This window comes from Solwaraspora sp. WMMB762 (genome assembly GCF_049179115.1).
GTDB lineage: Bacteria > Actinomycetota > Actinomycetes > Mycobacteriales > Micromonosporaceae > Micromonospora_E.
In genome coordinates this window covers 3,884,812-3,897,542 of record NZ_JBMHMD010000001.1, presented here as the reverse complement: position 1 = coordinate 3,897,542, position 12,731 = coordinate 3,884,812, and the positions used below count along the sequence as shown (strand labels likewise).

At 72.1% G+C, this 12,731-nt stretch carries 9 protein-coding genes; 2 read left to right on the top strand and 7 right to left on the bottom strand.

Annotation, left to right across the window (positions count from 1 at the left end):
* Window positions 1-3: 3 nt before the first annotated feature.
* Window positions 4-630: a GTP cyclohydrolase I FolE gene (folE, locus tag ACN27J_RS17375; RefSeq protein ID WP_416552098.1), complete on the top strand. Its 627-nt coding sequence runs from the start codon at window positions 4-6 to the stop codon at window positions 628-630.
* A gap of 15 nt (window positions 631-645) precedes the next feature.
* Here the strand turns inward: folE and ACN27J_RS17370 are convergent, their stop codons facing one another.
* Together ACN27J_RS17370 and ACN27J_RS17365 are read right to left on the bottom strand one after the other, a co-directional pair.
* Window positions 646-1,338, bottom strand: a complete 693-nt coding sequence (locus ACN27J_RS17370; RefSeq protein ID WP_421367406.1) for a hypothetical protein — start codon at window positions 1,336-1,338, stop codon at window positions 646-648.
* A complete protein-coding gene (locus ACN27J_RS17365; RefSeq protein ID WP_421367403.1) occupies window positions 1,335-4,115 on the bottom strand; it encodes an FtsK/SpoIIIE domain-containing protein in 2,781 nt (926 codons plus the stop codon). Before ACN27J_RS17365 ends, ACN27J_RS17370 begins: the two co-directional genes overlap by 4 nt.
* Before the next feature lie 214 nt (window positions 4,116-4,329).
* Between ACN27J_RS17365 and ACN27J_RS17360 the strand changes: the two genes are divergently transcribed.
* Window positions 4,330-4,881: a hypothetical protein gene (locus tag ACN27J_RS17360; protein WP_421367400.1), complete on the top strand. Its 552-nt coding sequence runs from the start codon at window positions 4,330-4,332 to the stop codon at window positions 4,879-4,881.
* A gap of 10 nt (window positions 4,882-4,891) precedes the next feature.
* Here the strand turns inward: ACN27J_RS17360 and ACN27J_RS17355 are convergent, their stop codons facing one another.
* The 5 genes from ACN27J_RS17355 to ACN27J_RS17335 are packed head-to-tail and all read right to left on the bottom strand — an operon-like array spanning window position 4,892 to window position 12,715.
* Window positions 4,892-5,479 carry a hypothetical protein gene (locus tag ACN27J_RS17355; protein WP_421372310.1) on the bottom strand — a complete coding sequence of 196 codons (588 nt, stop codon included), beginning with the start codon at window positions 5,477-5,479 and terminating at the stop codon, window positions 4,892-4,894.
* Window positions 5,480-5,512: 33 nt separating this feature from the next.
* Entirely contained in the window at window positions 5,513-6,640 is a 1,128-nt protein-coding gene (locus ACN27J_RS17350; protein WP_421367398.1) for a M23 family metallopeptidase, read from the bottom strand.
* Window positions 6,637-7,185 carry a hypothetical protein gene (locus ACN27J_RS17345; RefSeq protein ID WP_421367396.1) on the bottom strand — a complete coding sequence of 183 codons (549 nt, stop codon included), beginning with the start codon at window positions 7,183-7,185 and terminating at the stop codon, window positions 6,637-6,639. Before ACN27J_RS17345 ends, ACN27J_RS17350 begins: the two co-directional genes overlap by 4 nt.
* A 6-nt stretch (window positions 7,186-7,191) precedes the next feature.
* Window positions 7,192-9,120, bottom strand: a complete 1,929-nt coding sequence (locus ACN27J_RS17340; RefSeq protein WP_421367393.1) for an MFS transporter — start codon at window positions 9,118-9,120, stop codon at window positions 7,192-7,194.
* Between the two features lies 1 nt (window position 9,121).
* Entirely contained in the window at window positions 9,122-12,715 is a 3,594-nt protein-coding gene (locus ACN27J_RS17335; protein WP_421367391.1) for an ATP-binding protein, read from the bottom strand.
* Window positions 12,716-12,731 lie beyond the last annotated feature (16 nt).

The window sequence follows — 12,731 nt, the reverse complement described above, 5'->3', positions numbered from 1 at the left end:
GCGCTGGACTATCTCGCCGCCCGGCTGATCAACGGCAAGCTCAACGGCACGCCGGTCGAGCGCTCCGTCGACCTGACCCGGATCGAGCACGCCGTACGGGAGATCCTCATCGCCGTCGGCGAGGACCCGGACCGCGACGGGCTGCGCCAGACGCCCGCCCGGGTCGCCCGGGCGTACGCGGAGCTGCTCGCGGGTCTGCGGGCCGACGCGGCCCAGGTGCTCACCACCACCTTCGAGGCTGACCACGACGAGCTGGTGCTGGTCCGCGACATCGAGGTGATGTCGCTGTGTGAGCACCACATGCTGCCGTTCCGGGGCGTGGCACACATCGGCTACATCCCCGGCACCACCGGCCGGATAACCGGCCTGTCGAAGCTGGCCCGCCTGGTCGAGGTCTACGCCCGACGACTGCAGGTCCAGGAGCGGCTCACCGCACAGATCGCCGACATGCTGATGAGCCGGCTGGAGCCGCGTGGTGTGGTGACCGTGCTGGAGTGCGAACACATGTGCATGGCGATGCGCGGGATCCAGAAGGCCGGCGCCCGGACCATCACCTCGGCCGTCCGCGGTGTGTTCCAACGCGATGCGAAGTCCCGCGCCGAAGCGATGAGCCTGATCATCCACAGCTGACGCCAGTTGCCCGGTTCACCCGAGCAGCGAGATCAGTGCCGCCAGCACCAACGCCAGCACCAGCGGGACTGCGCAGACCAGCGCCCCCACCAACGGTGTGCGGTCCGGCCGTTGGCCCGGCCCGGCGAACACGAAACCGACCGCCAGCCAACCAAGGCCGAACGCGACCAGCGGCAGGACCAGTCCGCAGCCGAGGGCGTAGCCCACCGGCGCCCGGTCTCCGGCGACCACGAACATGGCCAACTGGATCATCAGTACGATCACCGCGAACGGCCCGTACACCAGCAGGTTGCGTAGCCACGGCTGGGAACCGCCGGACGGACCCGCTGCGACGGCCAGGTCGCCGTTTGCGGCGTCGATCTGCGCGTGCGCCCGCGCGATCGCCGCCTGCCGGGCCGGCGACCCGCCGGTCAGGGAGGCAGACATCCCCACTGCGGCACCGGCCGAAGCCCCGGCTGATGCACTGACCGCAGCGTGGACCGCGGCTACCTCCGGCGGCACCGGATCGAGCACGTCAGGCGGTACGCCGAACCCGACCAGCTGACGTCGCTGGACAGCGAGGCGGTCGCGCAGCACCGTCAGGTCCACCTGGCGCCGGTCGCCGGCTGGATCGTCCGTCGGTAGCCCCTGGCCGTGGCGCAGCCGGGCCAGCCGCCGGGCGGCCGCCACGTACTCCGCCCACTCGCCTCCGGTGCCTTTCCCCGTCACGCCGCGCCCTCCCCGGTGTCGGCCACTGCGGGTCCCTCCCCGGTTTCGGTCCCGGACCGGGCCGGTTGGAACGGTACGAAGACGGTGCGCCGGTCGGTCTGCGCGTCGTACAACAGTCCACGCTGCGGGCGGGGACGCCAGGTCGGCAGTCGGCCGGCGAGCCCGACCGACCCAGCTGGCCTGGCCGGACCGGCCGACCCAGCCGATCCGACCCGCTCGACCTGGTCGGTCACCGGCCGATCGAGCAGGACGATCCCGGCGATCAGATCCGGACTGGGACCTAGGAATGCCAGGAACGGCTCCGGCTGCTCCCAGCCGGAGACCAGGTGGATGCCGCGGGCCGGCCCGGAATCCAACAGGTTGCGCAGGCGGGCGGCGGCGGGCCCGCCGAGTTCGAGAACGTCGGCCGTGGCGATGACCAGGTACGCGGGGCCAGCCGCGTCGCCCAGCGTCCGAAGTACCTCCAGATCCACGACCTCGGTTGGCTGACGGCCGTCGACCGCTCGGGCGAGCCCGGCCAACTGCTCCCGGTCGTGCTCGCCCATCGACAGCAACAGGATGCGGGCGGTGCCGGGCCGGTGGTGCGCCGCGACGCTGCGTACCACCGTGGCCAGCAGACTCGCGGTGCTCTCCCGGGAGCCGAAGATGGCGAGGTGGCGACCGGGGGCGCGTTCGAACCTGAACTCCGCTGTCCGCCCCGGCAGCTCGACGGCCCGGCCGAAGAGCCCGGCCGGGGTGTCCGGCGGGTCGGCCAGCACCCGCTGGTAGGTCTCGTCCGATTCGAGCTCCGGCTGGCGGTAGCCGGCGAAGACCTGCGGCGGCCGGACGTCGGCCGCGCGGCGCGACCACAGCTGCCGGCGGAGCCCGGCCAACCCCGGCCGATCGGCGTACGGGTCCGGGAAGTCGACGGTACGTTCGTGGCCGCGGGTCGCCCCGCGCGGGCCGCCCAGCCCGCCTGCGGTGTTCACCACCGCCCGACCTGCCGGCAGCCCGACCGCGGCGTCGTTGTTCGGCTCCAGGAGCCAGTCACCGCCGGCCAGCACCACCCGGACCGGGAACTGGCTCAGCAGCGACTCCCGCCGCCACCAGCCACCGCCGGTCGACCTGTCGGCCGGATCGGGGCCGGCCCAGCCGCCCGACCCCACCCAGCCGCCCGACCCGTCAGACTCGTCGGTTCCGATGCTCTGCTCCGACCCGGGAGCCGGGCCGGTCCCGGAGTCGGCGATCAGCAGGTGGACTCCGCTGCCGCGCCCGCCCCTGGCGATCCGTTCGAGCAGGTCGAGTGACTCGTCGGCGACCGGTCCGGTCAGGTCCAGCATCGGGGCCGGATCCTTGAGCACGCAGAGAACGCGGGTCGTGCCCGTGGCGGCGGCGAGCTCGGCGAACCGGGTCGTCCCATTGCGGGTCGCCAGGAAGGAGCGCCGGTCGACCTCCGCCGCCACCTGACGCAGCACCGACAGCCCGTACTCCGGGTCGGCGTCCACCCCGGCCGACGCGATGTGCGGCAGCCCGGACGGGTCGGTGGCGCCGGGCAGCACGCTGGCGAACGACTCGCCGGGCGACAGGTCCACTAGATGTACGGTCACCTCGGCGGGATCGTGCCGCACCGCCAGCCCGTACAGGATGGCGGTGAGGAACTGGTCCACCTCGGTGCCGGCCTGCCCGGCCACCAGCCAGTGCGGGGTGATGTCGTTGAACCGGAGCAGGACCGGCCGGTGCCCGTCGAACCCCGCTGCGGCCACCAGCCCGTCGGCGGCGGATTCGGTGACCGGGCCGTCTACCGGATCGGGCAGCAGGTCGGTCAGCGGTGGACGGGAACCAGCCTCGGCCCGGGTGACGAGTTCCGTGCACACCTGGTCGATCAGTTGCTGAGGCGGTTGCCGGTCCAGGTACACCGGCGCGTCGAGACCGCCGGGGTGGTCACCGCCCGCTCCGGCCGGCAGGTCGCGGAAGGTGTCTCCGGGCGGGTCACCGACCAGGACGTACGGATTCCGTAGCCGCACCATGGTGCTACGCGGCAGGTCGGCCCGGGCCTGTTCGGTGTCCAGCGGAGGTGGCGGCCAGCCGGCGACGACCAGATGCAGACCATGCTCGGGGCCCGCCTGGGCAAGCCGGGCGATCCGGTCGAGCACGGCACCGTCGGTGAGTTCGGGCAGCGAGGCGATCATCAGCAGCATGAATCGCCCCTGCCGGTGGTGCCGGGCGACCGCCGGTCGGGCCGGTCGGATCCACTGCTCCGCCTCGGCCAGGGCGGCCCGCAGCCCGGTGACGTCGGTGGCGGGGGGACGCAGTACGCCGGCCTCGGTCAACGGCCGGAAGGGGCCGAGCAGGTCCTCGCCCGCGGCACGGACGCCGTCCACCGTACACACCGACAGCCGTTCCGGCGGTACGGCGGCCAGTAGGCGGAGCAGCACCGCACGCAGCAGCCCGGCGACCCGCCGGTCGCGGATGTCGCCGTCGAGCGTCAGATGACCGCTGCCGAGGAACGGGACGACTACCGGGAACCGGGCGTCGTCCAGTGGCTGGGCGATGCCGATCCGCAGGTGGCCGACGTGGTCGAGACCGCCCATCGGCATCGCCGGGGTCTGGGCGTCGAGCGGGGCGCCCCACCAGCCGGGGGCCAGCCGCGCCGCGAGGCTGCGGAGCTGCTCAGCGACCTCGTGTTGATCGGAGCCGGTGGAACGTCGGCCGGCGGCCGCTTCCACCTGACTCAGCGCGGCGACGACGGCTGCCGCCGAGCGGTGCAACGCGGCGGCGCGGCCCAGGTCCCTGCCCATGTCGACCACCTGCCTACCGCTGTACGGCAGCCCGTCTGCGGGCGCCGGTTGAGTTCAGACCTGAGACGGTATCCCAGCCGGTCCGCAACCGGATGCGGGGTGACCGACGTTTCTCGCCTGATCAGTACTCGTCAGGGTGCTTCGCCGGATATGCGACCAATTAGGACTCGGACCGGCTATTCAGTCTCACGTTCGTGGCGGATACTGTCGAGGGGTGGAGCAGACCCGGCCGGCGGCCCCCGTACGCCGCGGACGGGTGCCCCGGCAGCGGACCGCTCCCGGCGTCGGAGCACCGCCCGTGGTGCCACCCGGCCGCCGGCTACGGCTGGCGCTGGTGCTGGCCGCCGGGATCACTGCGCTGCTCTGCCTCGGCGGCGTCAGCGTCGCGTTCGTCCTCTACACGAGCGTCACCACCCCCGACCGGGGCACCCCCGAATCGGCGACGCTGGGCTTCCTCGAGGCCTACCTGGTTCAGCGCGACGACACCGTCGCCGCACTCCACCTCTGCGAGGATCCGTCGATCGCACCTCTTGCCTCCTACCGCGACAGCATCGTCGAGTGGGAGCAGCGCCAAGGGACGCTGTCCGCGATGACCATCGGGCAGCTCACTACCGAGAATGCCACGGACAGCGACGCGGTTCTGACGGTGGTGATCGAACGTCGGATGGCCTCAAGCGGCTTGATCAACAGGTTGACGGACCGCTGGCGGATCACTGCAGTGGACGAGGGCGACTGGCGGGTCTGCCAGGTGGATCGGCTGGACTGACCGGTCGACGTCACTCCACCCAGACCAGATGGACCGGCAGTTCGATCGTCTCCGGCGGCTGGCCCGTCCACACCCACCGGTACCAGGCCAGCTCGGTGGCCGCCCGGACACAGATGTCCCCGTCGGCACCGGAGTGCAACTCGGTCACCGCGCGTAGGTCACGGCGTTCCTGACCGTCGTCCATGTGCACCACCCGTCGGCCGACCAGCGGCCCCGCGTCGACCACCGGCACCGGAAAACGGGGTGCCGGGGCATCGAGCGACACGAGCCGGGACAGCACGTCGCCCCGACCCGGGTCGGTCAGCGTGTCGTCCGGCTGCTCGACCCAGACCCGGTCGGCCGGCACCAGGGGGGCGAACACCTCCACCCCCTCCGATTCGGCCCGGTACCACTCCTGCTCCGGCAGCACCGGCACGTAGGTGCGGCTGCGCTGTACGACCTTCTCATCGCCGCGCAGGTCGCCGCGCCATCCGGTGCCCGGCAGGCCGACCCATACCCGCCGGCCGCGTAGCGTGGCTGCGACGGCGGCCGGCACCAGCGCCGTCGGTCGCGGCGGTCGAGGTGCCCAGTCCGGCTGGTCCGCGAACGGATCCGGCATCGGGTCCCGGGTCAACGCAGCTCCTCCGGTCGGTCAGCCACTCTCGCCGAGCGGCGCGCCCCGCTCCCGCATGAACGGCACCGGGTCGACGGCTCCGCGGCTGCTGCGGTCTCCGCTGAGGTGGATCTCGTAGTGCAGGTGCGGGCCGGACGAGTTGCCGCTGGAGCCGACCTCGCCGATCACCTGTCCGGCGTCGACCAGGTCGCCTTCGCCGACTTCCGGCCGCTTCACCATGTGACAGTATCTCGTGATCACCTGGTCGGCGTGCAGGATGTCGACGAACCAGCCGCAGCCACCTTTGCTGGGCGAGCCGTCCACGTCGCAGTCGAGGCGGCCGTACTGGTCCGGGTCGCACCGGGAGACGATGACGCGGCCGGCCGAGGCGGCCCGGATCAGGGTGCCCTTCGGCTGGGCGATGTCCACGCCGTTGTGTCCGGGCCGGGAGCTGGTCCGGAAGCCGGACCCGACGTTGCCCGGCACCGGCCGGGTCCATCCCGAGGCGGCGACCTCGCCGTCGGCGGCGCAGCGCAGCAGCCCATCCGGACCGGCGACCGCGCGGGCCGCGCCGCCGGTGAGGATGTTGACGATCCGGGTCGCCAACGGTTCGTGCTTGGCGTACGCGTCCGGGAAGGCGCTGACCTGCACCCGCTGCGCGGCGTCGGTCAACGCCATCGTCTCCCAGCCGTCGATGGTGAGCAGCTTCTGGTAGAACTTCTGCGAGGAGTACGCCGGATCCTGTAGCTGTTCCGGGGTGCCCCAGCCCTGGCTGGGCCGCTGCTGGAACAGTCCGACCGAGTCGTGGTCGTTGCGGTCGCCGAGATGCCCCAGGTTTCGCAGCGCCGACTCCTGCATGGCGGTGGCCACCGCGATCACCCAGCCGCGCGGTGACACCGACAACTCCGCGCCGACGTTGATGATCACCGCCGCGTTGGCGACCTGGTCCGGTCCGTACGGCCCGACCCGGGGCGCCTGGTCGGGGTCGACCGGGCCGTCCCGCCCGCAGCCGAAGGCGGCGAACAGCGCCGAGTCCGGCTCGTCGTCGCTGAACAGCACCGCACCGATCCCGCCGGTGCAACAGAGCAGCACCAGCGTCGCGGTCAGCGCCACGGTCAGGGCGACGTGCCGGGCCGCCCGGGTCCGCATGCCGGGGGTTTCGCTCATGCCCGCACCCAGTCGACGCCGTCGACCAGCCACTGTCCGTCGGGGCCGGTCAACCGTAGCCGCAACGTACCGGAATCCACCTCGATCACCACCTCGACCAGATTCGTCGCGTACGGAATGACCGCCGGTTCACCGGTCAGCCGCTCGGCCGGCACTGCCACCGGATCGACGCCGACCAGCTTCTCGGCCAGTTCCTCGGTGGCGTACGGGCGTAGCCCGGCGTGCCACTGCTCGGCGTCGAGGCCGCGGTCGAGCCAGGCGGTCGCGAACGCGACGGCGACGGTCGCCGGATCTGCGGCACCGGGGCTGGTCACCGGGTCAGGGGCGGGTGCCACCGACCGTATTCCGTCGTCACCGGCGGTCGGGTCGATGGTCAACGCCGGTTGTGGCCCGGGTGCACCGAGCAGTGGCCCGTTGGTCCCGTTGTCGCGGCCGACGACCTGCCCGACGCCGACCACGCTGACCACGACGACAAGCAGCACGACCGCCAGCCCGACCCGGGACCGGAAGAGGAACCGGGTCAGAAAGGCGATGACGGTACGCATCCCGGGTCACCGGGCCTCGGTGCGGATGCGCGGCTTCGGCGCCTCGTCGGGTTTGCGGCTGCTGTCGGGCCGGTAGACGGCGTACTGATGCTCTTCGGCCGGGACGTCGGGCGCGGTCCACGTCGATGCGCGACGAGGACGCCCCGATGGTCGGGCCGACCCGGGCTGGGCGGTGGGCTCGGAGCCGTCCTCCCGGCCGTCTGGCCGCTCCCGGGCCGGTCCGGTGCCGCCGGCACCACCGGCGGGTTTGTCGCTGCTCGGGTCCTCCAACCGGGCCTCCGGCCGCACCACGGTCTGCTTGACGACGGTCTGGTCCCGTCCGTCCTTGGACTTGACCACGACCTGTTCGGGCTCGCGGGTCTCCCGGGTTTCCCGGAAGTACCGCAGGTGCCACGAACTGCCGCCGCCGTCCCGGCCACCCAGATCGGTGATCCGCCGGTACGGACGCAGCAGCAGCCAGCCGACCATGCCGCAGAGCCAGATCAGCACCACCTGTAGCCAGCCCGGCAGGGTGGGCGTGCTCATGATCAGGTCGACGGCGAACAGGTAGACGGCCGCCCCGGTGCCGAAGATCGCGATGTTGAAGACGGCGGCGACGACCGCGTTGCCGAGTCGACGCATTCCCGCGCCGGCCGGCCGGAGCAGACCGATGGTCCCGAGGATCGGCGCGGCGACGACCGCCCAACGGAACAGCAGGAACCCGAGCAGAACCAGCAGCGACGCGGCGAGGTCGAACATGGCGAACATGGCTGCCGCGAAGATGGCGATCAGGCCGGTGCCGACCCGGTCCATCTCCCGGATGCCCTGCAGATGCTCGTACGCCTCCGGATCCTCGACGCGGATCTGCTCGGCGACCGTCATCCACTGCTGGTTTTTCTGCGAAAGGATGGCATCCCGGCGCTGCGGATCGGCCCGCATTAATTCGATCTCCGACCAGGTGAACGCCTGGGCGTCGTAGAGCGCGAAGCCGTACTTCTCCGCTGTCGGGCTGTCCGCCGAGCCAAGTACTCCGCGCAACCAGTTGCGGTACAACATGGCCGAGGTGATGGTGTCGCTGGCTCGGACCGCTGGCGGACGCTGATCGGCGCAGCGTTCGGCGTCAGCTTCCGGGCACTCCTCGGCCGGGATCTCGACGGCCCGCGGTCCGACAGCCTCGTGGACCACACCCAGTGTGCTGGTCAGCGCCTCGTCCGCCAGGTTCGCCGAGCGCACCGGCCAGGCGGCGATCGCGGTCACCACCACCATGATCAGGACCGCCCAGCCGGCCGTCGTGATCATGTTGCTCATGTCCGACTGGCGTGACCGCCAGATCAGGTACAGGCCGACCACGCAGAGGGTGATCAGCCCGAAGACCGTGAAGACCTCGTCGTAGATCGCCGTGGTCGCCTGCGCCACCAACGGGTCGGCCCAGGCGTACATGGTCCCCGGGTCCCAGGCCCGTTCCCGGATCGCGTTGGACGCCCCGATGATCGCGGTGGCGACCATCATTTCGAGATTGGCGACTCCGTTGAACACGCCGACGTCGGCGTTCACCACCGAGGAGGCGCACCCGCCGTTGAGGTCGTACGTCGGGAACCGGTAGCCGGCGTACCCGTAGTTCATGTACAGCCCGCTGGCACCTTCGGTCTGCTCCGGCTGGGTGGCGAACCAGCCGCCGAAGCCGGAGTCGGGGGCGCTCGGTGCCGGCGGGTCGAGGCACTGCGCACGAGCCGAGCTGACGTCCTGCAGCCGGTCCAGACAGGCCCGGAAGTCGGCCTGCCAGGCCTCGACCGGACACAGGTCGACCGGTGCCTGGGCGGGCAGCTGGGCGACCGGCGCGACCGGGGCGGCCTGGGCCGGCGTGGCCGCGCCGAGCACCGGCCAGGAGATGCTCGCCACGGCGGCTGTCAGGACGGCGAGCAGGAGCGCGGTGCACCGGGTCGCGGTCCTCGCCACGTCATACCTCCAGGTCACTGAGCGCGGTCGGCAGACCGGCGGGTGCCGCCTGCGGCGTACCGGGTGTGGTGTCCAGATGGTCGAGCAGTCCGTCCACGTACGAGACGTCCACCCGGACCTTCTGCACCCGACCGTCCACGTCGCGCATGATGAACTCCCGGAAGCCCAGCCGGCTCGCGGAAGAACTGTCTACGCTAGACAACGAGGCGAGCGTCGCCTCGTAACCGTCGTCGACCGGGACGCGCAGCAGGCGCAGCGCCTCGGCGGCGATCTCCTCGTCCTCGGCGATCCGGCCGACGAAGACGGTGGAGACCAGGTTCTGCACGTCCAGCCCGAGGATGTCCCGTGGATTCTGCGACGAGACCAGAGCGGCCAGGTTCCACTTGCGGGAGTCACGGGCCAGCCGGACCAGGAAGGACCGGCCGGACCGCCAGCCCTCCATGAAGTGCGCCTCGTCGAGGCCGACCAGTTTGCGCGACCCCATCGAGCCGCCGTAGCAGCGGCGTACCGCCAGCCGGTGGGCGGTGTGCAGCATCGGCAGCGCCAACGCCTCCTCGGCCGACCAGTACTCGCGTTCGATCTTCAGGTCGGGCAGCCGCAGCCCGGCCATGGTGATCACGGTCAGCGCGGCGTCGGCACCGAGCAGGCCCGGCTCCGGTGAGCCGAAGAACAGCAGGGCCAGCGGCATCTCGGCGGTGTCCAGCAGCAGGTTGGCCAGCTCGCGGCCGTCGTCGTCGAGCCCGCTGAGGCAGGCGACCACGTCGTCCAGCGTAGAAGTTTCCTCGGCGGGCACCTGGCGGACCGCGTGCCGCAGCAGGGTGGCCGTCGACGACTCCCGGGCCACCTGCGGCGGCACCAGCATCATGCAGATGTCCTGGACCAGCATCCGGCGTTCGGCCCGGGCGTTCGACACGGAGATCTCGTACTCGCGGTCGCCGGCGGCTCCGGCGGCGAACTCGCCGCGCACCGGTGTCGGGATGAGCGAGTACGGTGCCAGGGTGCCCTGTTCGGAACCGGTCAGGTTGAGCACCCGCGAGTACGGCCGTAGCTCCGGCATGGCGCAGAGCCGGGCCAGCGGCCCGGACGGGTCGAGCAGGGTGACCTGCACGCCGCGCCGGGCGGCCAGGTAGCCGAGGGCGCCGAGCAGGGTCGACTTGCCGCCGCCCGGCTCGGCGACGAAGACGGCGAGCCCGGAACGTTCCCGGACCTCCATCGGGAAGTGCAGGTCGAGAAAGACCGGCCGGCGGCAGGTGCCGGCGGTACGCCCGATCAGGTCGCCGCGCCGGTCGCCGACCGTCGACGCGGCCTGCGGCAGCGCGGCGGCCAGCAGGTTGACCGGCATCCGCCGGATGTATCCGGTGTTCGCCACCGGCTCCCCAGGAATGAACTCCCGGGCCAGCCAGTCCTGGTTCTTCGGATGCTGCAGCGAGATGCGCATTTCCCGGGAGTACAGCTGGATCAGCCGGCGGGCCCGTTCCAGACACTCTTCGCGGGTCCGGCCACCGACGGCGATCCGGTGCCAGCCGTGCGCCCGGGCGGACTCGACCGGCAGGCCGGTGGTCATCTCGTCACCGATGTGCAGGGCCCGCTTGGCGAGCCGTTCCAGCTCCGGCGGCGCGTCGATGCCGTGCTCGGCGTAATCCAGTTGCTGGGAACGGATCATCCGGAGCCGGTGCTCCAGGTTGCGGAACGAGTCGGCTGGTCCGAGCAGGTCGATCCGGGAGGAGATCTCCATCGGCCACGGCAGCCGTTCGTGGAAGTGCATCCACGGCTCGTGCCGCTCCGGGATCTCCAGCGGCTCCATCCGGCCGACCGCCAGCACCGCGACGTGCCGCTCCTCGCCGGTCATCCGGTTGACCAGCTTGAGCGTCGAGCCGTAGGGGGTGCGGTAGCGCTCGACCTGCTCGGTGAGGGCGAGTAGGTCGCCGCGGTCCCAGTTGCCGTCCCGGACCGGCGAGAGCATGGTTGGCGGGTTCATGCAGAGCGCGACCGACCGGTAGAGCAGCCATTCGAGTTCGCCGGCGGTGACCCGTCGACCCCGCATGCCGAAGGCACCCAGCACCTCGTCGAACTGCTCGACCATCCGGCCGAGCCGGCGGCGTTCGCTCTCGGCGACGCCGCGGCCGAACAGCCGCAGCACCCGTTCGGACAGTGAGTCGCCGAGGGACCGGCGGGCGAAGGTGATGCCCAGGTAGGTCTGCCCTTCGGCGTGGTTGACCGCCATCAGGTGCCGTTGGGCGGCGACCAGGTGGTCGGACCAGGAGACCGCGTCGGAGACGTTGGGCAGGGGGTTGCTGGTCAGCGAGTCGATGGTGCGGGCCCACTCGTCAGCCGGGAACGGCCGCGTCGTGCGGCGCAGGTGCAGCCGGAATCCGGCCAGGCCGGCGTACTGCTCGGAGATGGCTGACAGCAGCACCTCCCGCTCGGCGTCGGGCCGGAACGCCCAGCGGACCTCGGGCAGCCAGTACCAGGCGGTGACGGTGTTCGGGGTGAAGGTGAGATGGCCGGCGATCTCGGTGATGGCAAGTTCGGCGGCCGGGTCCCGGTCGGTGAACTTGACCTTCGGGGGGCGGATCGGCACCGGCTTGATCAGCTTGTCCGGCCGGTCGGCCTCGGCAGCCCGCCGGCGGGCCCGCTTGCCCTTGCCCTTGCCGCTGACCGGTGCATTGGCCGGCGGCGGCTGGTGCACCGGTGCGGGCGCGGCGCGCTGTTGAGGTGCGGGTGCGGCGTGCTGCTGGGGTGCGGGTGCGGCGTGGTGCGGCATCGCCGGTGGCCGGCGTTGCGCTGGTGCGCCATCTCGCTGCGCTGCCTCGGCCGGGTGTGCCGAGTCGGGCCGGTTCCGAACGTGTTGCGCGGTCGGACCGGGCCGGCGGGCGGCGGTGGGCGGTGGCGGCAGGACCGGTGCCGGCGGTGGTGACGGCGGCACTGTGGACGCCGACGTGACCGGCTGGCCGTCGCGCGGTGCGGCCGGTTCGGCTGCCGGGGCCGGTTCGCCGGCGGTACGCGGGGTGGGTGTGGCAGTCCGGCGCTGAACCGGCGGGTCGGGGGGACCGGACAGCGCCGAGCCGATCGGACCGGCGGGTGGGGTGTTCCCGGCTGACGCGTCGCCGGGAGTCCCTTGCGGATCGTGGCGGGTGGGCGGTTCGATGGCGGTCTGCTGGGCCGGCGGTGCGATGGCGTCGTGCCGGGCGGGCGGTTCGATGGCGTCGTGCCGCGTTGGTGGTGCGATCGCGTCGTGTTGGGCCGAGCGGCGGATCGCCGTCCGTGGCGTGCGGCCCGGCTGGTGGCCACCGGCCGGGCCGGCGCCTGGGAAAAGGTCCAGGAAGGGCGAGTCGATGTCGGTGTTGTCGCTCATACCGGCTCTGGGGGTGGGCACTGGTGGCGCCGGCGGCGGGGTCCGCGTCGGCCGGCTGCTGCGGGACGCCGCGGGTGCCTGGAAGTAGGCGACCGCGCCGTGGCTGGGGCTGGTGACCAGTTCGGTGTCGGTCGACTCGTCCAGCGCGGCGTCGTAGTCGGTCGGTCGCTTACCGTTACCGCTGGTGCCGGCCGGCTGGCCGGCCGGGTGGGAGGAGCCCGGCGGGGTTGATCGGCTCATGCCATCGCCTCACGGC

Excerpts from the sequence above, each read along its gene's own strand:
- ACN27J_RS17345 (WP_421367396.1), bottom strand. The coding sequence starts at position 7,185 with ATGCGTACCGTCATCGCCTTTCTGACCCGGTTCCTCTTCCGGTCCCGG.
- ACN27J_RS17350 (WP_421367398.1), bottom strand. The coding sequence starts at position 6,640 with ATGAGCGAAACCCCCGGCATGCGGACCCGGGCGGCCCGGCACGTCGCC.
- ACN27J_RS17355 (WP_421372310.1), bottom strand. The coding sequence starts at position 5,479 with ATGCCGGATCCGTTCGCGGACCAGCCGGACTGGGCACCTCGACCGCCG.
- ACN27J_RS17365 (WP_421367403.1), bottom strand. The coding sequence starts at position 4,115 with ATGGGCAGGGACCTGGGCCGCGCCGCCGCGTTGCACCGCTCGGCGGCA.
- ACN27J_RS17335 (WP_421367391.1), bottom strand. The coding sequence starts at position 12,715 with ATGAGCCGATCAACCCCGCCGGGCTCCTCCCACCCGGCCGGCCAGCCG.